Source organism: Streptomyces sp. NPDC050842 (assembly GCF_044456565.1).
Lineage (GTDB): Bacteria > Actinomycetota > Actinomycetes > Streptomycetales > Streptomycetaceae > Streptomyces.
This window is the reverse complement of the sequence record NZ_JBITGA010000006.1, coordinates 95,340-118,879: the sequence shown is the minus strand read 5'-3', so window position 1 is coordinate 118,879 and position 23,540 is coordinate 95,340. Positions and strand designations below refer to the sequence as shown.

Genomic DNA, 23,540 nt, shown 5'->3' with positions numbered 1-23,540 from the left:
GGGTCACCCTCCCGGACACTCGCACGGCCCGCCCCCGCTGCGGCACACGCACCGTGCTTCGGACGGGGTCGCCGGGGCAGTCGGCCCCGGCGTTGCGGGGTGCGCCCGCGCCCACTCCTGTATCCCGAAGGTCAGCGTGCCGATGCCGAGCAGCGCCGCGGCCAGGAACTGGCCCCCTGCCGTCCAGGACCAGCCGCCGCGCAGCATCGCCCACGCGAGCAGCAGGACGACGCCGGTGATCGCTCCGAAGACGAGTACCGGCACCCAGTCCACCGGGGGCGGTCCCGCCGGCGCCGGACCGTAGCTGTCGGCCCACCCGCGCATGCCCAGGGTGAAGGCGGCGATCAGGGCGAGCACGCCCTCCAGGACGAGGATCAGGATCCCGAACAGGATGTCCCCGGCCGTGCGTACCGGAGGAGGAGAGGTCGTCATGGCCGCACCCTCGTCCGGAACCGGAGGGTCCGTCACGGCGTTGCCCATACCGTGACCGGAACGACGCGCGACGGCACGGAATTGGCACTCCGCTTGACCGAGTGCTAATCGCGGTCATAGTCTCGGCTCTGGCACTCCCCACTGGAGAGTGCCAACACAGCGACAGGCAGGTCCGGCACCCGCGACGACGGATCCACCTGGTCGCCACCTCAGACAGTTGACCCCGTAATCTCCGAAGGGGGAGGTCGGATCGTGACGACCACCAGCTCCAAGGTTGCCATCAAGCCGCTCGAGGACCGCATTGTGGTCCAGCCGCTCGACGCCGAGCAGACCACCGCCTCTGGCCTGGTCATCCCGGACACCGCGAAGGAGAAGCCCCAGGAGGGTGCTGTCCTCGCCGTGGGCCCGGGCCGCTTCGAGAACGGCGAGCGTCTTCCGCTCGACGTTCAGGTCGGCGACATCGTGCTCTACAGCAAGTACGGCGGCACCGAGGTGAAGTACAACGGCGAGGAGTTCCTCGTCCTCTCGGCTCGCGACGTGCTCGCGATCATCGAGAAGTAATTCACCGAAGTATCCGAAGTAGATGCTTTGAGCTGCGCCCCTTGACCCCGCACAGGGCGTCCGGGGGCGCAGTTCGTTTCCATACGATTCCGAGAGGGCTGAACCGCTCCCATGGCGAAGATCCTGAAGTTCGACGAGGACGCCCGTCGCGCCCTTGAGCGCGGCGTCAACAAGCTTGCCGACACGGTGAAGGTGACGATCGGCCCCAAGGGCCGCAATGTCGTCATCGACAAGAAGTTCGGCGCCCCCACCATCACCAACGACGGTGTCACGATCGCCCGCGAGGTCGAGATCGACGACCCGTTCGAGAACCTCGGCGCCCAGCTGGTGAAGGAGGTGGCGACCAAGACCAACGACATCGCGGGTGACGGCACCACCACCGCCACCGTGCTCGCCCAGGCCCTGGTCCGCGAGGGTCTGCGCAACGTCGCCGCCGGCGCCTCCCCGGCCGCCCTGAAGAAGGGCATCGACGCCGCCGTCAAGGCCGTCTCCGAGGAGCTCCTCGCCACCGCGCGCCCGATCGAGGACAAGTCCGACATCGCCGCCGTCGCCGCGCTCTCCGCGCAGGACCAGCAGGTCGGCGAGCTCATCGCCGAGGCGATGGACAAGGTCGGCAAGGACGGTGTCATCACCGTCGAGGAGTCCAACACCTTCGGCCTGGAGCTCGACTTCACCGAGGGCATGGCCTTCGACAAGGGCTACCTGTCCCCGTACATGGTCACCGACCAGGAGCGTATGGAGGCCGTCCTCGACGACCCGTACATCCTGATCAACCAGGGCAAGATCTCCTCGATCCAGGACCTGCTGCCGATCCTGGAGAAGGTCATCCAGGCCGGCGCCAGCAAGCCGCTCCTGATCATCGCCGAGGACGTCGAGGGCGAGGCCCTGTCGACCCTGGTCGTGAACAAGATCCGAGGCACCTTCAACGCCGTGGCCGTCAAGGCCCCGGGCTTCGGCGACCGCCGCAAGGCGATGCTCGGCGACATGGCGACGCTGACCGGCGCCACCGTCATCGCCGAGGAGGTCGGCCTCAAGCTCGACCAGGCCGGCCTGGACGTGCTGGGCACCGCCCGCCGCGTGACGATCACCAAGGACGACACCACCATCGTCGAGGGCGGCGGCAACGCCGACGAGCTCGCGGGTCGCGTCAACCAGATCAAGGCCGAGATCGAGTCCACGGACTCCGACTGGGACCGCGAGAAGCTCCAGGAGCGCCTCGCGAAGCTGGCCGGCGGCGTGTGCGTGATCAAGGTCGGCGCCGCCACCGAGGTGGAGCTGAAGGAGAAGAAGCACCGTCTGGAGGACGCCATCTCCGCGACCCGCGCCGCGGTCGAGGAGGGCATCGTCTCCGGTGGTGGCTCCGCTCTGGTCCACGCCGTCAAGGTCCTCGAGGGCAACCTCGACAAGACCGGCGACGAGGCCACGGGTGTCGCGGTCGTCCGCCGCGCCGCCGTCGAGCCGCTGCGCTGGATCGCCGAGAACGCCGGCCTCGAGGGCTACGTCATCACCTCGAAGGTGGCGGAGCTCGACAAGGGCCAGGGCTTCAACGCCGCGACCGGCGAGTACGGCGACCTGGTCAAGGCCGGCGTCATCGACCCGGTGAAGGTGACGCGCTCCGCGCTGGAGAACGCCGCCTCGATCGCCTCCCTCCTCCTCACCACCGAGACCCTCGTGGTGGAGAAGAAGGAAGAGGAGCCGGCGGACGCGGGCCACGGCCACGGTCACTCCCACTGAGGCGTGTCGTAACTGATCGCCGCTGATCGCCGCTGATCGCCGAGGCCGGGTGCCTCGCTGATCACCGAGGCCCGGTGCCCCCGTCGCGGGGGCACCGGGCCTCGTGCGTTTCCCAGGAGGTCATCCCTCCACCGCGCCGAGCTGCCCCATGAGCCCGAGCAGGTCGTACTGCCACCACCCCTCGACGATCTTCCCGTCGTCCCGGAAGCGGTGGATGACCGTGCCGGTCATGGTCACGTCCATGCCGGACGGCTGGAGCCCCATGAAGTCCCCGGTGTGGCTGCCCTTCCACGTCCAGCGGGTGCAGACCCGGTCGCCCTCGGCGATCTGGTCGTCGATCGCGAAGGCGAAGTCGAAGCCGCGCCGCCACATCTCCACCTCGCGCCGGACGGCGTCCATGCCGATGACGTCCTGCTCGTTGGTCGGATCGTGGTCGTGGTACCCCTCGGCCAGCACCCCGTCGAGCAGCGCGAGCTCCGGCTCCCGCGCCATCATCTCCATGAGGTGCCGGGCGTTGGTCTTGTACAGCGCCTCGTCCCGGACCACGTCCAGGTCGGTGAAGGTCGGCATCTCGTCACAGAGCGCGACCATCTCCCGGAAGATCCGGTCGGTCTCGGGGAGCTGCGAATTGCGCATGGCCACGTCGTACGAGGGGAACTCGACGATCTCCACGACGTGGGAGGCGTCCGAACGGTCCTTGCCGACCATGCTGTGGGTCGCGGTCCGTTTGCCCTCGGTCTGCTCGACCCACTGGTCCATGAGCCGGTTCAGGTCGTCCACCCGACTCGTCTTGCAGTCGATTATCTGTACGAACGTCATGGCGCCTCCCGACCCCGGGACAGGACCCTTCCAGTCTAGGTTGGACGCATGGAGCGGGCAGGGGGAGAGCGGCCGGTCACGGTCGAGAACGGGTCGGGCGTCGTGGTGATCGGCGACGGCAGCCGTGCCGGGATCGGAAGCGGCGGAGGTCCGGTCGGGGTACCGGGAACAGGTCCGCCGGATCGCCCCCGCGGAACTGGTCGACCGCGAAGCCGAACTCGCTGAGCTCGCGGCCTTCTGCCTGGCCGACTCCGGCCCCGCGTAGCCTGGTGGCGGGCGCAGGCCTGGGCCGGCAAGACCGCCCTCCTGTCCTGGTTCGCCCTCGACCCACCCCCAGGGGTGCGGATCGCCCCCTTCTTCGGCACGGCCGCCTCGACCCGCCGCTCCCGGTCGACGTCCCCGAGAACCACCCGCTCCGGGACCCGGAGGCCGTACGGATCCTCTCCCCGTCCCCGAAGACCCGCGCGATCCGGGCGGAGGCGGAACGTGGCGGGAGGCCGTACGGGCGGCGTACCTCCTCGGGGAAGGCCGCATGGGGATGTTCGCGGCCGGACACTCGCTGCGGGCCCGGCGGACCGGGCTCACGGATCTCGCGATGGTCGTCACGGGCTCCCACGACGCGGCGATCGACTTCTTCCGGCAGCGGTCGCCGAACCCGGCGGGGCACCAGCTCGTCCGCCTCGTCACCGGGCTCCTCCAGGCCTCCCAGCGCGAGCGCGCCGCCGCCCTCCTCGACGGCATGCACCACGGCGGTCCGCCGTGCGGGGAGGCGTACGCGCTGCTGGCCCGCGCCGAACCCGACTCCGCCCGGGCCCGCCGCTGGGGCGTCCTCGCCCTGCGGCTCGGGGAGTGGCGGGCCGTGCTGCCGGCGGTGCTCGCCGTGGCTCCCGACTGCCTGCCGCTCGTCCGCGCCGAGGCCGACCGGCTACGCCGAGCGCTGGAGGTCTGACGCCCGTACCTCCTCCGCGAACGGCTCCCCCCGCCCGTACCGCGCCACCTCCTCCAGCGCCTGGTCCGCCATGCGGTGGAGTTCGTTGCCGAGGGAGCCCGCCACGTGGGGGGTGAGGAGGACGTTCGGGAGGGTGTAGAGCGGGGAGTCCGGGGGCGGGAGTTCCGGGTCCGTCACGTCGAGGGTCGCGTGGAGGCGGCCCGAGAGGAGGTGGGGGAGGAGCGCCGTCTCGTCGATCAGGGAGCCGCGGGCCGTGTTGATCAGCGTGCTGCCGTCGGGCATCGCGGCGAGCTGGGCCGGGCCGATCATGCGGTACGTGGACGGGAGTTGGGGCGCGTGGACCGAGACGACCGTGGAGCGGGCGCAGAGGTCGTCGAGGCCGGTCAGCTCCACGCCGGGCGGCGGGGTCGTCACGTACGGGTCGTACAGGAGGATCTCGAGGTCGAAGGGGCGGAGGAGCTCGATGACCCGGCGGCCGATCCGGGAGGCGCCGACGATGCCGATGGTGCGGCGGTGGTTTCCCCAGGCGGCGGATTCGGTCAGCCAGGCGTGGTCGGTGCGGAGTTCGGCGTAGCGCTGGGCGGAGCGGAGGACCTGCTTTCCGGCGAAGAGGATGGCGGCGAGCGTGTATTCGGCGACGGGCAGCGCGTTCGCGGCGGCGGCCGTGGTGACGCGGAGGCCGCGGTCCCAGCAGGCGTCGGTGATGTGGTGCTTGACGGAGCCGGCGGCGTGGACGACGGCCCGGAGGCGCGGCGCGCGGTCGAGGATCCCGGCGGTGAGGGGCGTGGCGCCCCAGCCGGTGAGGAGGAGTTCGGCCTCGGCGAGGGCGGCGGCGGTCCGCGCGTCCGGGGCGGTGAGGTCGTGGGCGACGAGGTGCGGGTCGGTTCGGGTGAGGTCCGCGAGGCGCTGCCGGTGGGCGTCGGTGAGCAGGCGTTCCGCGGTGTCCGGGCCCATCGCGAGGAGGAGGGCGGGTCGGTTGTCAGTGGCGGGGTGCATCGTGGGACGTGTGCTCCTCACTTGACGCTGCCGGCGGTCAGACCCGCCTTCCAGTGGCGCTGGAGGGAGACGAAGGCGACGACGAGGGGGACGACGGCGAGCAGGGATCCGGTGACGACGAGGGGGTAGAAGTCGGGTTCCGCGTGGGCGTTGCTGTTCCACGCGTACAGGCCGAGGCTCAGGGGGTAGAGCTTCTGGTCCGAGAGCATCACCAGGGGGAGGAAGAAGTTGTTCCAGATGGCGGTGAACTGGAAGAGGAAGACGGTCACGAAGCCGGGCATGACCATGCGCAGACCGATGGACCAGAAGACGCGCAGTTCGCCGGCCCCGTCGATACGGGCCGCCTCCAGGGCCTCGTCGGGGATGTAGCCCGCGCAGAAGACCCGGGAGAGGTAGACGCCGAAGGGGTTGACGAGGACCGGGATCAGGACGGCCCAGTAGGTGTTGACGATGCCGACCTCGCTGGCGAGGAGGTACATCGGCAGGGCGAGCGCGGTGGTGGGGACGAGCACGCCCAGGAGCACGACGCCGAAGAGCTTCTCCTTGGCCCGGAAGTCGTAGACGTGGAAGGCGTATCCGGCGGCGACGCTGACGAGCGAGCAGGCGAGGGCGCCGAATCCCGCGTACAGGAGGCTGTTCAGGTACCAGTGGAAGTAGATGCCGTCGTTGTACTCGGCGAGCCGGGAGAGGTTGCCGCCGAGGTCGAAGCCCTCGAAGGAGAAGGCGTCTCCGGCGAGGAGGCCTCCGGCGTCCTTGGTGGCGGCGGTCAGCAGCCACACCAGGGGGAAGAGCATGTAGACGACGGCGAGGACGAGCGCGCCGTTGACGGCGGTCTTGGAGAGCCAGGCGGAGCTCGTACGGGGCTTGTCGGGGTTGCTCATGCCGCCGCCCTCGCCTTCCGCGCGGTACCGGCCTTCCGGCGGCCCGTCAGGCGCGTCACCGCGAAGGAGAGCAGCGCGGCCGTCAGGGCGAGGAGGACCGAGGCGGCCGCCGCGAGCCCGTAGTCGTTGCGGTCGAAGGCCGCGGTGTAGGCGTACATGTTCGGCGTCCAGGTGGAGGTGACGGCGGAGCCGGTGCCCTTGTTGAGGATCAGCGGCTCGGTGAAGAGCTGGAGGGAGCCGATGATCGTGAAGAGGGCGACCATCGCGAGCGAGGCCTTGACCAGCGGGACCTTGATGGAGAAGGCGATGCGCCAGGCGCCCGCCCCGTCGACGGTGGCCGCTTCGAGGACGGAGCGGTCGATGGCCTGGAGGGCCGCGTAGAAGATGACCATGTTGTAGCCGAGCCACTCCCACAGGGCGATGTTGACGACGGAGGGCAGCGCGCCTTCGGGGGAGAAGAAGTCGAAGCCGATGCCTCCCGCCTCCATGGCCTTCACGACCGGGCTGAGCTGGGGTGTGTAGAGGTAGACCCAGATCAGGGCGGCGATGATGCCGGGGACGGCGTGCGGCAGGAAGAGCGCGAGCTGGAAGAAGCGGCGGGCGCGGGCGAGTGCCGAGTCGAGGAGGAGGGCGAGGCCGAGGGCTCCGACGAGCAGCAGCGGGATGTAGAGCAGGCAGTAGCCGAGCAGGACGCCGAAGCCCTCGCGGAAGGCCCGGTCACCCAGCGCCGCCGTGTAGTTGTCGAGGCCGGAGAAGACGGTCTCGGCGCCGCCGAAGCCCAGTCCGGACTGCTGCTCGGTGAAGAGGCTGAGCCAGACCGCGTAGCCGATCGGCACCACCATCACCGCGGTGAACAGCAGGAAGAACGGGGTCAGCAGGATCGCGGCGGCGCGGGTGCGGGCCTTCACGCGGTCAGCCCTCGACCTTCAGGCCGCGCTTGGAGAGTTCGGCGACGGTGGCGTCGTGCCCGGCCTTGACGGCCTCCGCGACGGTCGGGCCGCCCTGGGTGATCTTGCCGAAGTGGTCCTTGATCGTGGTGTTGGTGGTGCCGGTGGTCGGGCCCCACGCCCAGTTCGGGTTGATGGAGGCGCCGGAGGCCTCGAAGAGGGCGTAGATGTCCTGGCCGCCGTAGTAGCTCGCGTCGAAGGCCTTCTTGGCGACCGGGCGCAGGGCCGCGGCGGCGGGGAAGGCGGAGGAGGTGCCGGAGGCGATGCGGGCCTTCACGCCGGCCTCGGTGGTGGACATCCACTCGGCGAAGGCGACGGCCGCCGCCTTCTGCTTGCTGTCCTTGGTCACGGCGAAGGAGGTCCCGCCGAGCATGCCGCTGGCGGGCTTGCCGTCCCAGCTGGGCATGGGCGCCACGGCCCACGTGCCGTTCTGCTCGGGCAGGGTGCCCTTGAGGACGCCGGCGCCCCAGGAGGCGCCGAGGTAGCCGATGGTGGTGCCGTTCTTGAGGGAGCCGGTCCACTCGGGGCTGAAGGAGGCGTTCTTGTGGACGAGGCCGGCGTCGAGGAGGCCTTGCCAGTAGGCGGCGACCTTGGTGGTGGCCGGGTCGGTGGTGTCGATCTTCCAGGTGTCGTTCTCCGCCTTGAACCACTGGGCGCCGGCCTGCCAGGCCATCGCCTCGAAGGTGGTCGGGTCGTCGGGGAAGAACGTCGCGATACGGGCCTTGGCGTCGGCCTTCTTGACCTGCTCGGCGGCCTTCCTGAACTCGTCCCAGGTGGTGGGGGCCTGGACCTTGTACTTCGCGAACAGGTCCTTGCGGTAGAAGAAGGCCTGCGGGGCGGCGTCGAAGGGGACGGCCCACGACTTGCCGCCGAGGGTGGTGAGTTCGACGGTCTGCGGGAGGAGCTTCGCGCGGTCGGCCTCGGTGAACTCGCCGCCGATGTCCTGGAGCGCGCCGGAGCTCACGAACTCGGGGAGCGAGGAGTACTCGATGGAGACGAGGTCGGGGGCGTTGCCCGCCTTCACGGCGTTGGAGATCTTGGCGTAGCCGCCGGCGGTGCCGGAGGGGATCTCCTCGAACGTCACCTGGACGTCGGTGTGGGAGGCGTTGAAGGCGTCCACGACGTCCTTGGAGCCCTTGGCCCACCCCCAGAAGGTGAGGGTGACGGGCTCGTTCGGCTTGTTCGCGGTGTCGTCACCGCCGCCGCCGCAGGCCGTGAGAACGGCCAGGGCGGTGGCGGTGCCGGCTATGACACGGGACGTTCTGCTCCAAGTACGGGTCACGGCACGGCTCCTGAAGGCGGGGCGGCTGGGAGGTTGTGGCCGTGATCCTGTGACCGTTCATGACCGAAGTCAAGAGCGAAAGATTGATTGATCGAAAAAAGATCAGATCGATCGGATGCTGTGCGCCCCGCACGACTCCCGCACCCGCAGCCGCGGCAACAGGCTCAGGTGCCGCCGCGCCGCCTCCTCGCCGGACCCCGCGGCACCCGCCGCGCCCTCGGTGAGCCGCTCCACGAGCAGCTCGGCGGCGTACCGCCCGACCTGCCGCTTGGGCGGGGCGACCGCCGTCAGCGGGGTGTCGGCGAGCGCCGCGACCTCGTCGTCGTACGCGATCAGGGCCAGGTCCTGCGGTACCCGTACGCCCAGCTCGGCCAGGCGCTGCACGATCTCGATCGCGTCGACGTCGTTGTGGACGAGCGCCGCGCCCGCCAGACCCGAGCGGACCGCCTCGTACAGCGCCCGCACGGCCCGCTCGAAGCCCTCCGGATCCGCCTCGGCCGGTACGGACTCGATGACCGGCCGGGGCTCCTTCAGGCCGAGCGTCCCCAGCGCCTCGGCGTACCCGGCACGCACCGCGAGCGCGGTCGGGGAGTCGCCGCGGGCCACGAGCAGCGGCGTCGAGTGGCCGAGTCCGATCAGGTGGCGCAGGGCGAGGAGGACGCCGTGGCCGTGGTCGGAGACGACCCGGTCCAGGCCGTCGAGCGGGCTGCCGGGCTCCGCCCTGCGCTCCAGGAGCACGGCCGGTACGGGCAGTTCGGCCAGCCAGTCCCCGTACGCGAGCCGGTCCTCGGGCCCGCGCCAGCCGGGTGCGACGAGGACGCCCTCGGCGCCCGCCGCGAGCAGGCCCTCCGTGCGGGCGCGGTCCTCCTCGGGCCGGTAGTCCGACACGCGCAGCACCAGCCGGGCGCCGGCGCGCGCCGCCGCCTCGTGCGCACCCCGGATGACCTCGGCGAAGTAGTACGTGGCGGAGGGGGCGAGCAGGCCGAGGACCAGGCCCTCGCCGGGCCGTCCCGCGCCCGGGTCGCCCTGCCCCCGGGGCCACGACACCTGGCCGTGCACCCGGTCGAGCAGCCCCTGCCCGGCCAGCGCCTCGACGTCCCGGCGGGCGGTGACGGGGGAGACCCCGAGCCGCTCGGCCAGTTCGGCGACCCGGGCGGTGCCGCGCTCGCGGACCAGGGCCAGCAGTCGGTCGTGTCGTTCGGCGGCACTCTCGCGCACGGTGCGGTTCCCCCTCGCAGTGGTGGTCCCTGGACCAGATCTCTCGACTCTAGTCCACGAATGATCGAACGACGGGAGTTTCGATCATTCGCTCTGATTCCCTTGACGTTCGATCGAAGCCTGTTCAGGATTCCGGGCGACGCAGACGTCACCCAGGGAGCCCTCAGGGAGCATCATGCCCACGCCGCCCGAGAACCGTGAGCTCAGCCCGTACACCGGCTGGACCCGTGCCCACTGGGAGGCCACGGCCGACCGGCTGCTCCTCGCCGTACGCCCGTACGCCTCCCCCCGCGGCGGCCTCGTCGGTCTCCCCGGCCCCCGCCCCAGCTGGTCCGGCGCCCGCTCCGACGGCCTGGAGGGCTGGGCCCGCACCTTCCTCCTCGCGGCCCTCCGCGTCGCGGGCGCCCAGGGGGACGACCCGCACGGGCACCTCGACCGGTACGCGGACGGACTCGCCGCCGGGACGGCGCGACCCGGTACCGGCGACCCCGACTCCTGGCCCCTGATGGCCGACACCCGCCAGGCGGTCGTCGAATCCGCCTCGGTCGCGCTCGGCCTCCGCCTCACCCGCCCCTGGCTCTGGGACCGCCTCGACGACCGCACCCGCCACCGCGTCGTCGACTGGCTCCGCCCCGCCCTCGGACCGTCCCCCGTCGACAACAACTGGTGGCTCTTCGGCCTCACCGTCGCCGGTTTCCTCCAGGACGCCGGCGCCGAGACCGACCGGGCCGCCGCCACCATCGACCGCTCCCTGGCCCGCGTCGAGGACTGGTACCTCGGCGACGGCTGGTACAGCGACGGCGACAACCGCGCCTTCGACCACTACAACGCCTGGGCCCTGCACTTCTACCCCGTCCTCCACGCCCACCTCGCCGGAGACCGGGACCTCCTCGACCGGTACGGGCCCCGGCTGCGCCGCCACCTCGACGACTACGTCCACCTCTTCGACGCGAACGGCGCCCCCGTGCCGTACGGGCGCTCCCTGATCTACCGCTTCGCCGCGGCCGCCGCCCCCTGGCTCGGCGCCCTCACCGGCCACACCCCGCTCACCCCCGGCGCGACCCGCCGCCTCGCCTCCGGCTCCCTGCGGTACTTCCTCGACCGGGGCGCCACCGACGAGCGCGGGCTGCTCACCCTCGGCTGGCACGGCCCGCACGCGCCCCTGGTCCAGGAGTACTCGGGACCCGGCTCCCCCTACTGGGCGTCCAAGGGTTTCCTCGGCCTCCTCCTGCCCGCCGACCACCCCGCCTGGACCGACCCCGAGGAAACCCTGCCCGCGGAACGGGCCGACACCGTCCGCCCCTTCGCCCCGGCCGGGCTGCTCGTCCAGACGACCGCCGCCGACGGGCTCGTACGCCTCCACAACCACGGCAGCAACCACGTCCACAGCGCCGACCCCGGCGCGGACGACCCCGGCTACGCCCGGCACGCCTACTCCACCCGCACCGGCCCCAGCACCGGGCCGGCCCCGGCGGACAACCACTTCGCCCTGCTGACGGAGGACGGCGGGGCCACCACCCGCGGCCCCGCCGCCCCGGCCGGTACGGGACCCGACTGGGCTGCCTCCGTGCACCGTCCGCTGCCCGGCGTCCGGGTCCTCTCCGCGACCCTCGCCCACGGCCGTGCCGAGGTCCGCGCGCACCTCGTGCTCGGCGCCCCGGAGGGGACGCCCGTACGGCAGACGGGCTGGGCCACCACTCCCGGCGGGCCGCGCGCCGAGCTCCACCCGGTCCACGGCTACCCGGAGGACGCACCGGCCGCCGAACTCCCCACCGGGGAAACCCTTCAGGGCCCCGGGACCCGCACGCTCGCCCTCCACGGCACGACGACCGGCCCGGCCGCCCTCTTCGTCGCCCTCGCCTCGCTCACCGCCGAACCGGACCCGGCACCCGTCACCGCCCTCGCGAACGTCCGGGTCACCGGCCACACCCTCCACGTGACCTGGAAGGACGGCGCCACCGGTCGACTGGACCTCAAGGTCACTTAGGGCCGTACTTGCGGCCCGCCTTGGAGGAGACCCCGCCGAGCAGCCCGCGCGGCGCCAGCTTCACCACACCCATCAGGGCCTTGTAGCGGGGGTCGGGGATCGACAGCGTCTTCCCCCGCTCCAGGTCCCCGAGCGCCGCCGTCACCAGCTTGTCCGCGTCGAGCCACATCCAGCCTGGGATGTTGTCCGTCCCCATCCCGGCCCGCTCGTGGAACTCGGTCCTGACGAAGCCGGGGCAGAGCGCCATCAGCCGCACCCCACTGCCCGCGAGGTCCCGCGCCGCGCCCTGGGTGAACTGCACGACCCAGGCCTTCGACGCCCCGTACGTCCCGCGAGGCACGAAGGCCGCCACCGAGGCGACGTTCACCACCGAGCCGCGGCCGCGGTCCTTCATCGAGGCGGCGGCGGCCGAGGTCAGCCGCAGCACCGCCTCGCAGTGCACGGTGAGCATCTTCAACTCGTCGGCCATGGACACTTCCAGGAAGCGGCCCTTGTTGCCGAAGCCGGCGTTGTTCACGAGCATGTCGACCGGCTGCTTCGGGTCCGAGAGCCGCGCCTCGACGGCGGCGATGCCCTTCTCCTCGGCCAGGTCCGCCGAGAGGACCTCGGCCTCGATGCCGTGCCGGTCGTGCAGTTCGGTGGCCTGCTCCCGGAGCCGCTTCACGTCCCGGGCCACCAGCACGACGTCGTGACCGTCCGCCGCCAGCCTGCGTGCGAAGGCGGCCCCGATGCCCGCGGTGGCCCCCGTAATCAGTGCAGTCGTCATACCGGCACGTTAGTGCCCCGCCCGGCGGCTACGCCCCGCCGTCCGTCCGGCCGTACTTCTCCGCGTACTGACGCGCGAGCGCGAGCAGCCCCGACTCCATCCACGCCGCGGCCGCCAAGGTGCCGGGCAGCAGCGTCCGTTCGACGGTCGCCGCGCGGTGCAGGAGCGCGACGGTGACGTCGTGGTCCGGCCGGTGCACGACCGTGATCGGGTCGCCCGCCCGCACCTCGCCCGGCACGATCACCCGCAGCAGCGCGCCGGGTCCGGCCGCCGACTGCGTGAACCGCTTGACCCAGCCCTTCTCCTCCACGAAGCCCGCGAAGGTCCGGCACGGGATGCGGCTGCCGGTCACTTCGAGGACGACGTCCTCGCCGATCCGCCACCGCTCCCCGATCAGGGCCCCGTTCACGTCGAGGCCGCGGGTCGTGAGGTTCTCGCCGAAGGAGCCGTTGGCCAGCGCGCGGCCGAGCTCCCGCTCCCACAGGTCCATGTCCTCGCGCGCGAAGGCGTACGCGGCCCGGTCGTCGCCGCCATGGAACCGCAGGTCGCAGACCGTGTCCCCGGCCACCCCGCTCCTTCCGACACCGGGCGGCCCGGGGGCCTCGATCCGGACGGGCCCGTCGACGGGTCGCTTGTCGATGGCCGTCAGCCCCGACGCGGCGTCCGTGTAGTCCGCCGCCCTGGCACGGCCCGCGTTCACGCTCAACAAGGTCATGCGGGCACTTTACGGGGATATCCCTTGATAGCCCTCAAAGGATCGTCTATGAATTCGCCGCTTCGCCCAAGATTCGCTTATGCTTGGCCGCATGATCGAGGCACGCCATCTCCGCGTCCTGCGCGCCGTCGCCGCCACCGGCTCCTTCTCGGCCGCCGCGCGCGAACTCGGCTGCACCCAGCCCGCCGTCAGCCAGCAGATGAAGGCGCTCGAAAGCTCCGCCGGCACCCCGCTGCTGATCCGTACGGGCCGCGAGATGCGCCTCACCCAGGCCGGCGAGGTCCTGGTCCGCCACGCCTCCGGCATCCTCGCGGGGCTCACGGCCGCCGAGGAGGAGGTCGCCGCCATCGCCGGACTCCGGGCCGGCCGCGTCCGCCTGGTCTCCTTCCCCAGCGGCAGCTCCACCCTCGTCCCCACCGCGCTCGCCGCCCTGCGCGCCGCGCATCCCGGCACCCGGGTCTCCCTCGTCGAGGCGGAACCTCCGCGCTCGATCGAGATGCTCCGGGAGGGCGACTGCGACGTGGCCCTCGCCTTCCGGTACGGGGTGGGGCAGGCCGAGTGGGACGACCTCGTCGTCCGCCCGCTGCTCGCCGACCGGCTCGTGGGCCTGGTGCCCGAGGGGCACCGGCTCGCCGAGGCCGAGTCGGTCGGCATCGCCGAGCTCGCCGACGAGTCCTGGATCGCGGGCTGCCCGCGCTGCCGCCGACAGCTCGTGGACGTCTGCGAGGAGGCGGGCTTCACCCCCCGCATCGACTTCGCCACCGACGACTACCCGGCCGTGGTGGGCCTGGTCGGCGCGGGTCTCGGCGTCGCCGTCCTGCCTGAGCTCGCCATCGAGTCCGTACGGCCCAAGGGCGCTCGGACCGTGACCGTGGAGCCCGCCGTGGAGCGGGAGATCGTCGCCCTGACCCTGCCGGACCTGGCTCAGGTCCCGGCCGTCGCGGCCACGCTCGCCGAGCTGACCCGCGCCGCCACGCGCGCGTAAGCACTACGCCACGCGCGCGTGGGCGCGACTGGCTCGTGTGTCACTGACTCAGGCTCAGCTTGCGCTGAGGAAACGTTCCTTCACATGCGCTCCACGATCGGGCGGCCCGCAGCCGCCGCCGATGCCGTCATGGATGTCACGGAGGTGACGGGTGCGGCCGTCGGGGCCGCCGTCATGAGGCGGTTCCGGGCGCGTCCCATGAGCTCTTCGCGTTCGTCCTCGGTGAGGCCGCCCCAGACGCCGTAGGGCTCCCGCACGGCGAGTGCGTGTGCCGCGCACTCCGCGCGTACCGGGCACCGCATGCAGACCTCTTTCGCCGAGTTCTCGCGCGCACTCCGTGCCGCGCCGCGCTCTCCCTCGGGGTGGAAGAACAGGGAGCTGTCCACCCCGCGGCAGGCCGCGAGGAGTTGCCAGTCCCACAGATCGGCGTTGGGTCCGGGAAGGCGGGAGAAATCTGCCATTGCGCTAGTCCCCTTGAAACCGTGTCGAACGGATAGGTGGGCGGGTGGATGGCTGATCGACCGGGGCTCCTCGGGCCCCGACGACTCGGGGTAGTACAACTACTGTCGAAGTAGATGTAAATATGACTCATTGCGAATCTAGCCACAGACACTGCGAAAAGGGAAGAAAACCCGCTAAATGGGGCATAGCTTTCGATGAAGGGCAGAAGGGCCGCGTCGCTCTCCTCCGCTTACGGCTCCTCACGTAGAGTGCCGATGGCTGCCGTCCGACCCGTAACTCTTTCGAGTGACCGTCGTTGAGTGTGCGGAGGCGGTTGAAGGAACAAGCGATCGGGCAGGTGTCCGAGAGCGTCAATCGCACAGGTGACGATACGTACCAGCCCTGGAGGCTCAAGGTGACGCGCAACAGCTGCGAGAGCCACGGAGGTCAGTCATGACATCCGTCCTCGTCTGCGATGACTCCCCGCTTGCCCGAGAGGCGCTTCGCCGCGCGGTCGCGACCGTGCCCGGCGTCGAGCGTGTGACCACCGCGGCCAACGGCGAGGAAGTCCTCCGCCGCTGGGGCGCGGATCGCTCGGACCTCATTCTGATGGACGTACGCATGCCCGGTCTGGGTGGCGTGGAGACCGTCCGCAGGCTGCTCTCCGCGGACCCCGGCGCCCGCATCATCATGCTCACGGTCGCCGAGGACCTCGACGGCGTCGCGCTCGCGGTCGCCGCGGGTGCCCGTGGCTATCTGCACAAGGACGCCTCGCGCGCCGAACTGCGGGCCACCGTCACCCAGGCGCTCGCCGACCCGACCTGGCGGCTCGCCCCGCGCCGGCTCCGTTCGGCCGAGATGGGCGCCGCGCCCACGCTCACCGCGCGCGAGATCCAGGTCCTCGAGGGCATGAGCCACGGCCGGTCCAACGCGGAGATCGGGCGCGAGCTCTTCCTCTCCGAGGACACCGTCAAGACGCACGCCCGGCGTCTCTTCAAGAAGCTGGGCGCCTCCGACCGGGCGCATGCCGTCGCGCTGGGTTTCCGCTGGGGCCTGGTGCGCTGAGTCGCAGGTCACCGGCCATTTCCCCGTCCGCATCCGCGTCCGTCGTGGGGTGGACGGGGTGGGCTTGTGTCACTTCCCCGCGGAATGACGCATCCTTGAGATGTGGAGTTCCTCGGGGACGAGTCGGTCGAGCGGGAGGGGAGGGCGCGGGAGATGAGTTCCGGCGCACCTGCTCATAACGCTTCGGTGCACAACTACGGACGCGGTGCCGCGAACGCAGAAGCGTCGGGGCACCATGGAGCGATGCGCGACGACGAGACCGTGGGTTCCCCCATGCCTGCCGGGCAGGGGGAGATCGGCGCGCTCGTACGCCGCGCGGTCGAAGGCGACGCGCAGGCCACGCACGACCTTCTGGCGCGTGTGCACCCGCTCGCCCTGCGGTACTGCCGGGCCCGCCTGAACCGGCTGCCGGGGGACGCCCGCCACTTCGTGGAGGACCTGGCCCAGGAGGTCTGCGTCGCCGTCCTCATGGCCCTGCCGCGCTACAAGGACACGGGCAGGCCCTTCGAGGCCTTCGTCTTCGCCATCGCCGGACACAAGGTCGCCGACCTCCAGCGGGCCGCCATGCGGCACCCGGGGTCCACGGCCGTGCCCTCCGACGAGATGCCGGAGCGGCCCGACGACTCCCTCGGTCCCGAGGAGCGCGCGCTGCTCAGCTCCGACGCCGAGTGGGCCAAGAAGCTCCTCGCCAACCTCCCGGAGAACCAGCGCGAGCTGCTCGTGCTGCGGGTCGCCGTCGGGCTGACCGCCGAGGAGACCGGGCAGATGCTCGGCATGTCCCCCGGAGCCGTCCGGGTCGCGCAGCACCGCGCGCTCAGCAGGCTCCGCGCGCTGGCCGAGCAGTAGCTGGTTACGCCGAGCGGTAGCTGTTACGCCGGGCAGTAAGTGTTGCCGGGGCCTATCGGCCCTTTCGTACACGTACGAACGTCCAAAGCTTGTGGCTGATCTTGATCGTGGAATGAGACACGGCTTCGGCCCGTTAGCATGGACATCCGCACCGATCAAGGCCATTTGGGGAAGGTGTCATGACTGCAAACGTCGACGGAGTGCCCGAGAAATTCGCGACACTCGGGCTGACCTACGACGACGTGCTGCTGCTGCCGGGCGCGTCCGAGGTCCTCCCGAACGCGGTCGACACCTCGTCCCGCATCTCCCGCAACGTCCGTGTGAACATCCCGCTGCTGTCGGCGGCGATGGACAAGGTCACCGAGTCCCGCATGGCCATCGCCATGGCGCGGCAGGGCGGCGTGGGCGTCCTGCACCGCAATCTGTCGATCGAGGACCAGGTCAACCAGGTCGACCTCGTGAAGCGCTCCGAGTCCGGCATGGTGACCGACCCGATCACCGTGCACCCGGACGCGACGCTGGCCGAGGCCGACGCGCTGTGCGCCAAGTTCCGCATCAGCGGCGTCCCGGTGACCGACCCGGCGGGCAAGCTGCTCGGCATCGTCACCAACCGCGACATGGCCTTCGAGTCGGACCGCAGCCGCCAGGTGCGCGAGGTCATGACCCCGATGCCGCTGGTCACGGGCAAGGTCGGCATCTCCGGCGTGGACGCCATGGAGCTGCTGCGCCGCCACAAGATCGAGAAGCTGCCGCTCGTCGACGACTCCGGCATCCTCAAGGGCCTCATCACGGTCAAGGACTTCGTCAAGGCCGAGAAGTACCCGCACGCGGCCAAGGACGCCGAAGGCCGGCTGCTCGTCGGCGCGGCCGTCGGTGCCAGCCCCGAGGCGCTGGAGCGCGCGCAGGGCCTGGCCGCCGCGGGCGTCGACTTCCTGATCGTCGACACGTCCCACGGCCACAACAGCAACGCCCTGAACTGGATGGCGAAGATCAAGTCCAGCGTCGGCGTCGACGTCATCGGCGGCAACGTCGCGACGCGTGACGGCGCGCAGGCCCTGATCGACGCCGGTGTCGACGGCGTCAAGGTCGGCGTGGGCCCCGGCTCCATCTGCACCACCCGTGTGGTCGCCGGCATCGGCGTCCCGCAGGTCACCGCCATCTACGAGGCGGCGCTCGCCGCCCGCGCGGCCGGCGTCCCGGTCATCGGCGACGGCGGTCTGCAGTACTCCGGCGACATCGGCAAGGCGCTCGCCGCCGGTGCCGACACGGTCATGCTGGGCAGCCTGCTCGCCGGGTGCGAGGAGTCCCCGGGCGAGCTGCAGTTCATCAACGGCAAGCAGTTCAAGTCGTACCGCGGCATGGGCTCGCTCGGCGCGATGCAGTCCCGCGGCCAGGGCCGGTCGTACTCGAAGGACCGCTATTTCCAGGCCGAGGTCGCCTCGGACGACAAGCTCGTGCCCGAGGGCATCGAGGGCCAGGTGCCCTACCGCGGCCCCCTGGCCAACGTCCTGCACCAGCTCGTCGGCGGTCTCCGCCAGACCATGGGCTATGTGGGCGCGGCCACCATCGAGGAGATGGAGACCAAGGGCCGCTTCGTCCGGATCACGTCCGCGGGCCTCAAGGAGAGCCACCCGCACGACATCCAGATGACGGTCGAGGCGCCGAACTACAGCAGGAAGTAACACAGCGCGACGCGTGGGGGCGGTTCCGGCATGTGGCCGGGACCGCCCCTCACGCTTGTGTCGGGGATACTGGTAGGCGCAGACGTAGAGGGAAAGGCCACACATCGTGACTGAGATCGAGATCGGGCGCGGCAAGCGCGGCCGCAGGGCGTACGCGTTCGACGACATCGCCGTCGTCCCGAGCCGGCGCACCCGGGACCCGAAGGAGGTCTCGATCGCCTGGCAGATCGACGCCTACCGCTTCGAGCTGCCGTTCCTGGCCGCTCCCATGGACTCGGTCGTGTCGCCGCAGACCGCCATCCGCATCGGCGAGCTGGGCGGCCTCGGCGTCCTCAACCTCGAAGGGCTCTGGACCCGGTACGAGGACCCGCAGCCGCTGCTCGACGAGATCGCCGAGCTGGACGAGGCGACCGCGACCCGCCGTCTGCAGGAGATCTACTCCGCCCCCATCAAGGAGGAGCTGATCGGGCAGCGCATCAAGGAGGTGCGCGACTCCGGTGTCGTCACCGCCGCCGCGCTCTCCCCGCAGCGCACCGCGCAGTTCTCCAAGGCCGTCGTCGACGCCGGCGTGGACATCTTCGTCATCCGCGGCACGACGGTCTCCGCCGAGCACGTCTCGGGCGCGTCCGAGCCGCTGAACCTGAAGCAGTTCATCTACGAGCTGGACGTCCCGGTCATCGTCGGCGGCTGCGCCACGTACACCGCGGCCCTGCACCTGATGCGCACCGGCGCGGCGGGTGTCCTCGTCGGCTTCGGCGGCGGCGCGGCGCACACCACGCGCAACGTGCTGGGCATCCAGGTCCCGATGGCGACCGCGGTCGCCGACGTGGCCGCGGCCCGCCGCGACTACATGGACGAGTCCGGCGGCCGGTACGTGCACGTCATCGCCGACGGCGGTGTCGGCTGGTCGGGCGACCTGCCGAAGGCGATCGCCTGTGGCGCGGACTCCGTCATGATCGGCTCCCCGCTGGCCCGCGCCACGGACGCGCCCGGCAAGGGCCACCACTGGGGCATGGAGGCCGTCCACGAGGACGTTCCGCGCGGCAAGCTGGTCGACCTGGGCATCGTCGGCACCACCGAGGAGATCCTCGCGGGCCCGTCGCACATCCCGGACGGCTCGATGAACTTCTTCGGCGCCCTGCGCCGGGCGATGGCGACGACGGGCTACACGGAGCTCAAGGAGTTCCAGCGCGTCGAGGTCACCGTCGCGGACGCGCAGCACAAGCGCTGACGCAGTCCTGTACGTGACGAGGGGCCCCGCACCGGGTGGTGCGGGGCCCCTCGCCGTGTGTCGCGTGGCCTATCGGGCGGCCTTCTTGGCCGCCGAGAACGCGGCGAAGGCGGCGAGGGCGATGAACAGGAACGTCATGGCGTCCTTGCCCTCGCTCCAGGCCTCCGTCAGCAGCCCGAACTCCTCCAGGAACACGTCCGTGGCGGAGACGTTCAGCTGCTTGCCGACCAGGACCGCGATGCCCACGAGCTGGCCGAGGTAGACGGCGCCGAGGGACAGGACCGCGCTGGCGACCGGCAGGACGGGGTTGCGGCCGCCGACCTTGCCGGCGGCGAAGCCGACGAGGAAGCCGACACCGATGGCGGCCCAGCCGATCTCCCGCTCGATGCCGCCCATGACGGCTCCGTACACCCCGCCGGCGACGAGACCCGCGACGAGGGCGGCCACCAGGCCGAGCCCCACGTTGTCACGGACGGGGGCGGGCGGCGGTGCCATCGGGTACGGCTCGGGCGCCGGGCCGTTGGCGAACGGGTTACCGGACGGCGGCGGCGGAACGGGCTGGCTCATGCTGTGGATCCCCCCAGGGACGGTGACGCACGGGTGTGCGCACAGGAGGTCCCGGAGATTAGCAGCCTCCTGTGACGTCGCCACAGGGGTTACGCGTGCGGTGCGCGGGTCAGAGGCGGTGGGCCGCGCCTCCCGGGGTGGCGCCGCGGGTGTCGAGGAGGAGCTGGGCCTTCACCGAGAGGCCCTGGAGGTCGTAGGTGCGGTGGTGCTGGAGCAGCACCGTCAGATCCGCGTGGGCCGCGGCCTCGTAGAGGGAGTCCGCGCGGGGGACGGGGAGTTCGCGGACGCGCCAGTCGGGGACGTGGGGGTCGTGGTAGCTGACGGCCGCGCCCAGGTCCATGAGGCGGCGGGCGATCTCGTCGGCGGGGGAGCCCTGACGGTCCGGGAGATCGGGTTTGTACGTGATCCCGAGCAGCAGGATCCGGGCTCCGCGGGCCGACTTGCCGTGCTCGTTGAGGAGGGCGGCGGCGCGCTGGACGACGTACTGGGGCATGCGTTCGTTGACCTGGCCGGCGAGTTCCACGAGGCGGAGCGGGCGGTGGGCGCCGATGGTGTCGACGGAGACGCCGTGGCCACCGACGCCGGGGCCCGGGCGGAAGGCCTGGAAGCCGAAGGGCTTGGTCTCGGCGCAGCGGATGACGTCCCAGAGGTCGACGCCGAGTTCGTGGCAGAGGACCGCCATCTCGTTGACGAGGGCGATGTTGACGTGCCGGAAGTTGGTCTCCAGGAGCTTGACCGTCTCCGCTTCGCGCGGGCCACGCGCGCGTACCACCTTGTCCGTGAGCCGGCCGTAGAAGGCGGCGGCGGACTCCGTACAGGCCGGGGTGAGGCCGCCGATGACCTTCGGGGTGCCGGCGAAGCCGTGGGTGCGGTTGCCGGGGTCGAGGCGGCCGGGGGAGTACGCGAGGTGGAAGTCGCGTCCGGCGCGGAGCCCCGAGCCCGCTTCGAGGATCTCGCGGAGGGGGCCCTCGGTGGTGCCCGGCGGGACGGGGGACTCCAGGAGGACGGTGGTGTGGGGGCGCAGCCGGGCGGCGAGGGCGCGGGCCGCGTCGGTGACGGCGGTGAGGTCGAGGGTGCGGTCGGGGCCGAGGGGGGTCGGTGCGCAGAGGACGGCGGTGCGGACGCGGCCGAGTTCGGCGGTGTTCGTGGTGGGCCGGAAGCCGCCCGCGAGCATCCGGCGGATCTCCGGCGCGGTGAGCGAGCCGTCGACCGGGGACCGGCCGGCGGCGAGTTCGGCGACGGGACGGGGATCGGTGTCGTAGCCGATGGTGTCGATGCCTGCGGCGGTGGCGGCCTGGGCGAGGGGGAGTCCGTGGTGGCCGAGGCCGATGACGGCGAGATCAGCGGGCATGGGGGGGTGGGCCGTCCTTCCCAGTAGCCGGAGGGGACGCGACGCGCAACCCCGGTGGACAGAACGGGGCGAACGCAATGTCAGACTAGGCGTAAATATGACCGATATGCGGCATTGTGAGGCCGAAGGTCGCCGAGTGTTATCCACAGGGTGGCGGCGAGGCGGTGGCTGAAGTCACCGGAGCGGGCCAGAATCGGAACCGGGACGGCTCGGGGAACGACGGGAGGCTCAACCGTGAGGACAGCGACACTGGGACCGGCCGAGCGCACCGAGGCGCTCACGGCCATGGCGGAGCGAGAGCTGGACGTGCTGGTCGTCGGCGCCGGAGTGGTCGGCGCGGGCACCGCCCTCGACGCCGTCACGAGAGGACTCTCCACCGGCATCGTCGAGGCCCGTGACTGGGCGTCGGGCACGTCGAGCAGGTCCAGCAAGCTCATCCACGGCGGCCTGCGCTACCTGGAGATGCTGGACTTCGCGCTGGTGCGGGAGGCCCTCAAGGAGCGCGGTCTGCTCCTGGAGCGGCTCGCACCCCACCTGGTGAAGCCCGTTCCCTTCCTCTACCCGCTCCAGCACAAGGGCTGGGAGCGGTTCTACGCGGGCTCGGGCGTCGCGCTGTACGACGCGATGTCCCTCTCCTCCGGCCACGGCCGGGGCCTGCCCGCGCACCGCCACCTCTCCCGGCGGAACGCGCTGCGGGTCGCGCCCTGCCTCAAGAAGGACGCCCTCGTCGGCGCCCTCCAGTACTACGACGCCCAGATGGACGACGCGCGCTTCGTCACCACACTCGTGCGCACGGCCGCCGCGTACGGTGCCAAGGCCGCCAGCCGGGCCCGCGTCGTCGGCTTCCTGCGCGAGGGCGAGCGGGTCGTCGGCGCGCGCGTGCAGGACGTCGAGTCGGGCGGCTCGTACGAGATCCGGGCCCAGCAGATCGTCAACGCCACCGGGGTGTGGACGGACGACACCCAGGCCCTCATCGCCGAGCGCGGCCAGTTCCACGTCCGCGCCTCGAAGGGCATCCACCTGGTCGTGCCCAAGGACCGCATCCACTCGACCACCGGACTCATCCTCCGCACCGAGAAGTCCGTGCTGTTCGTCATCCCCTGGGGCCGGCACTGGATCGTCGGCACCACCGACACCGACTGGGACCTCGACAAGGCCCACCCGGCCGCGTCCAGCGCCGACATCGACTACCTCCTGGAGCATGTGAACACCGTGCTCGCGACCCCGCTCACCCGGGACGACGTCCAGGGCGTCTACGCGGGCCTGCGGCCCCTGCTCGCGGGCGAGTCGGACGCCACGAGCAAGCTCTCGCGCGAGCACACCGTCGCCCACCCGGTCCCCGGCCTGGTCGTGGTGGCCGGCGGCAAGTACACGACGTACCGCGTCATGGCCAAGGACGCTGTCGACGCGGCGGTCCACGGCCTCGACCAGCGCGTGGCCGCCTGCGTCACCGAGGACATCCCGCTCCTCGGCGCCGAGGGCTACCGGGCCCTGTGGAACGCGCGCGCCAGAACGGCGGCCAGGACCGGGCTGCACGTCGTCCGGGTCGAGCATCTTCTCAACCGGTACGGCTCCCTGACGGAGCAGATCCTCGACCTGATCGCCGAGGACCCCGGACTCGGGGAACCGCTCGCCGCGGCCGACGACTACCTGCGCGCCGAGATCGTCTACGCCGCCTCGCACGAGGGCGCGCGCCACCTCGACGACGTCCTCACCCGGCGGACCAGGATCTCCATCGAGACCTTCGACCGGGGCACGCGCAGCGCCCGCGAGTGCGCGGAGCTGATGGCGCCCGTCCTGGGCTGGGACGCCCACCAGATCGACAAGGAGGTCGAGCACTACGAGAAGCGGGTCGAGGCGGAACGCGAGTCGCAGCGGCAGCCGGACGACCTGACGGCGGACGCCGCACGGCTCGGGGCGCCGGACATCGTGCCGATCTGACGGCCCGTTCCGGCCAGGACGTCCGTGTCGTCCGGAATCCGGTGGGAACCTGGGGGGTGCCGACGGGCGTCGTCATCCCGGAGTACGGACCCGGGGGCGGCACCCGTCCCGAGGTGAGGGACAATGGCCTCTCTTCCAGGGCGG

At 71.5% G+C, this 23,540-nt stretch carries 23 protein-coding genes; 11 read left to right on the top strand and 12 right to left on the bottom strand.

Going from position 1 to position 23,540, the window contains the following annotated elements; all coding sequences use genetic code 11:
• Positions 1-3: 3 nt before the first annotated feature.
• Positions 4-432 (bottom strand): DUF6234 family protein, encoded by a 429-nt coding sequence (locus ACIBG6_RS21160; protein ID WP_399224127.1) that lies wholly within the window; start codon positions 430-432, stop codon positions 4-6.
• A gap of 252 nt (positions 433-684) precedes the next feature.
• Between ACIBG6_RS21160 and groES the strand changes: the two genes are divergently transcribed.
• Positions 685-993, top strand: a complete 309-nt coding sequence (gene groES, locus ACIBG6_RS21155; RefSeq protein ID WP_267045346.1) for a co-chaperone GroES — start codon at positions 685-687, stop codon at positions 991-993.
• Positions 994-1,104: 111 nt separating this feature from the next.
• The gene (groL, locus tag ACIBG6_RS21150) at positions 1,105-2,727 is read left to right on the top strand and encodes a chaperonin GroEL (RefSeq protein ID WP_317598473.1); all 1,623 of its coding nucleotides are present in this window, start codon (positions 1,105-1,107) and stop codon (positions 2,725-2,727) included.
• Positions 2,728-2,847: 120 nt separating this feature from the next.
• Here the strand turns inward: groL and ACIBG6_RS21145 are convergent, their stop codons facing one another.
• Positions 2,848-3,546, bottom strand: a complete 699-nt coding sequence (locus tag ACIBG6_RS21145) for an ester cyclase (RefSeq protein ID WP_399224126.1) — start codon at positions 3,544-3,546, stop codon at positions 2,848-2,850.
• Positions 3,547-3,670: 124 nt separating this feature from the next.
• Between ACIBG6_RS21145 and ACIBG6_RS21140 the strand changes: the two genes are divergently transcribed.
• Both ACIBG6_RS21140 and ACIBG6_RS21135 read left to right on the top strand, forming a co-directional pair.
• Positions 3,671-3,811 carry a hypothetical protein gene (locus tag ACIBG6_RS21140; protein ID WP_399224125.1) on the top strand — a complete coding sequence of 47 codons (141 nt, stop codon included), beginning with the start codon at positions 3,671-3,673 and terminating at the stop codon, positions 3,809-3,811.
• 267 nt (positions 3,812-4,078) lie between these two features.
• Entirely contained in the window at positions 4,079-4,495 is a 417-nt protein-coding gene (locus ACIBG6_RS21135) for a hypothetical protein (RefSeq protein WP_399224124.1), read from the top strand.
• Here ACIBG6_RS21135 and ACIBG6_RS21130 read toward each other — a convergent pair.
• The 5 genes from ACIBG6_RS21130 to ACIBG6_RS21110 all read right to left on the bottom strand — a co-directional run bounded on the left by ACIBG6_RS21130 (position 4,472) and on the right by ACIBG6_RS21110 (position 9,819).
• On the bottom strand, positions 4,472-5,491 hold the full coding sequence (locus tag ACIBG6_RS21130; RefSeq protein WP_399224123.1) for a hydroxyacid dehydrogenase: 1,020 nt from the start codon (positions 5,489-5,491) through the stop codon (positions 4,472-4,474). The two genes, ACIBG6_RS21135 and ACIBG6_RS21130, sit on opposite strands and share 24 nt — an antisense overlap.
• A gap of 17 nt (positions 5,492-5,508) precedes the next feature.
• Positions 5,509-6,372 carry a carbohydrate ABC transporter permease gene (locus tag ACIBG6_RS21125; RefSeq protein WP_399224122.1) on the bottom strand — a complete coding sequence of 288 codons (864 nt, stop codon included), beginning with the start codon at positions 6,370-6,372 and terminating at the stop codon, positions 5,509-5,511.
• A complete protein-coding gene (locus tag ACIBG6_RS21120) occupies positions 6,369-7,280 on the bottom strand; it encodes a carbohydrate ABC transporter permease (protein ID WP_399224121.1) in 912 nt (303 codons plus the stop codon). Before ACIBG6_RS21120 ends, ACIBG6_RS21125 begins: the two co-directional genes overlap by 4 nt.
• Positions 7,281-7,284: 4 nt before the next feature.
• Complete coding sequence (locus ACIBG6_RS21115; RefSeq protein WP_399224120.1) at positions 7,285-8,601, bottom strand: ABC transporter substrate-binding protein; 1,317 nt, start codon at positions 8,599-8,601, stop codon at positions 7,285-7,287.
• A gap of 102 nt (positions 8,602-8,703) precedes the next feature.
• The gene (locus tag ACIBG6_RS21110) at positions 8,704-9,819 is read right to left on the bottom strand and encodes a substrate-binding domain-containing protein (RefSeq protein WP_399224119.1); all 1,116 of its coding nucleotides are present in this window, start codon (positions 9,817-9,819) and stop codon (positions 8,704-8,706) included.
• A gap of 175 nt (positions 9,820-9,994) precedes the next feature.
• On the opposite strand from ACIBG6_RS21110, the gene ACIBG6_RS21105 reads away from it, so the two are divergent.
• Positions 9,995-11,806 carry a DUF2264 domain-containing protein gene (locus tag ACIBG6_RS21105; RefSeq protein ID WP_399224118.1) on the top strand — a complete coding sequence of 604 codons (1,812 nt, stop codon included), beginning with the start codon at positions 9,995-9,997 and terminating at the stop codon, positions 11,804-11,806.
• Here ACIBG6_RS21105 and ACIBG6_RS21100 read toward each other — a convergent pair.
• Together ACIBG6_RS21100 and ACIBG6_RS21095 are read right to left on the bottom strand one after the other, a co-directional pair.
• A complete protein-coding gene (locus ACIBG6_RS21100) occupies positions 11,799-12,572 on the bottom strand; it encodes an SDR family NAD(P)-dependent oxidoreductase (RefSeq protein WP_399224117.1) in 774 nt (257 codons plus the stop codon). The genes ACIBG6_RS21105 and ACIBG6_RS21100 overlap by 8 nt on opposite strands.
• Before the next feature lie 28 nt (positions 12,573-12,600).
• Positions 12,601-13,287, bottom strand: a complete 687-nt coding sequence (locus ACIBG6_RS21095; protein WP_399224116.1) for an MOSC domain-containing protein — start codon at positions 13,285-13,287, stop codon at positions 12,601-12,603.
• 91 nt (positions 13,288-13,378) lie between these two features.
• On the opposite strand from ACIBG6_RS21095, the gene ACIBG6_RS21090 reads away from it, so the two are divergent.
• Positions 13,379-14,272, top strand: a complete 894-nt coding sequence (locus ACIBG6_RS21090; protein WP_317598484.1) for a LysR family transcriptional regulator — start codon at positions 13,379-13,381, stop codon at positions 14,270-14,272.
• 80 nt (positions 14,273-14,352) lie between these two features.
• Here ACIBG6_RS21090 and ACIBG6_RS21085 read toward each other — a convergent pair whose 3' ends face one another.
• Positions 14,353-14,733 carry a WhiB family transcriptional regulator gene (locus ACIBG6_RS21085; RefSeq protein ID WP_399224115.1) on the bottom strand — a complete coding sequence of 127 codons (381 nt, stop codon included), beginning with the start codon at positions 14,731-14,733 and terminating at the stop codon, positions 14,353-14,355.
• 433 nt (positions 14,734-15,166) lie between these two features.
• Between ACIBG6_RS21085 and ACIBG6_RS21080 the strand changes: the two genes are divergently transcribed.
• The 4 genes from ACIBG6_RS21080 (at position 15,167) to ACIBG6_RS21065 (ending at position 19,537) form a co-directional block, all read left to right on the top strand.
• A complete protein-coding gene (locus ACIBG6_RS21080) occupies positions 15,167-15,778 on the top strand; it encodes a response regulator transcription factor (RefSeq protein WP_003948568.1) in 612 nt (203 codons plus the stop codon).
• Positions 15,779-16,021: 243 nt separating this feature from the next.
• Positions 16,022-16,624, top strand: a complete 603-nt coding sequence (locus ACIBG6_RS21075) for a sigma-70 family RNA polymerase sigma factor (RefSeq protein WP_399224114.1) — start codon at positions 16,022-16,024, stop codon at positions 16,622-16,624.
• A 179-nt stretch (positions 16,625-16,803) separates the two neighbouring features.
• Positions 16,804-18,306 carry an IMP dehydrogenase gene (gene guaB / locus ACIBG6_RS21070; protein WP_399224113.1) on the top strand — a complete coding sequence of 501 codons (1,503 nt, stop codon included), beginning with the start codon at positions 16,804-16,806 and terminating at the stop codon, positions 18,304-18,306.
• A gap of 106 nt (positions 18,307-18,412) precedes the next feature.
• A complete protein-coding gene (locus ACIBG6_RS21065; protein WP_317598487.1) occupies positions 18,413-19,537 on the top strand; it encodes a GuaB3 family IMP dehydrogenase-related protein in 1,125 nt (374 codons plus the stop codon).
• A 69-nt stretch (positions 19,538-19,606) separates the two neighbouring features.
• Here the strand turns inward: ACIBG6_RS21065 and ACIBG6_RS21060 are convergent, their stop codons facing one another.
• Positions 19,607-20,104, bottom strand: coding sequence for a hypothetical protein (locus ACIBG6_RS21060; protein ID WP_399224112.1), 498 nt, complete (start codon positions 20,102-20,104; stop codon positions 19,607-19,609).
• Positions 20,105-20,213: 109 nt separating this feature from the next.
• Positions 20,214-21,455: a nucleotide sugar dehydrogenase gene (locus ACIBG6_RS21055; RefSeq protein WP_329621658.1), complete on the bottom strand. Its 1,242-nt coding sequence runs from the start codon at positions 21,453-21,455 to the stop codon at positions 20,214-20,216.
• Positions 21,456-21,689: 234 nt separating this feature from the next.
• Here ACIBG6_RS21055 and ACIBG6_RS21050 point away from each other — a divergent pair, with 234 nt between their 5' ends.
• Positions 21,690-23,396, top strand: a complete 1,707-nt coding sequence (locus ACIBG6_RS21050) for a glycerol-3-phosphate dehydrogenase/oxidase (RefSeq protein ID WP_399224111.1) — start codon at positions 21,690-21,692, stop codon at positions 23,394-23,396.
• The last annotated feature ends 144 nt before the right edge of the window (positions 23,397-23,540 follow it).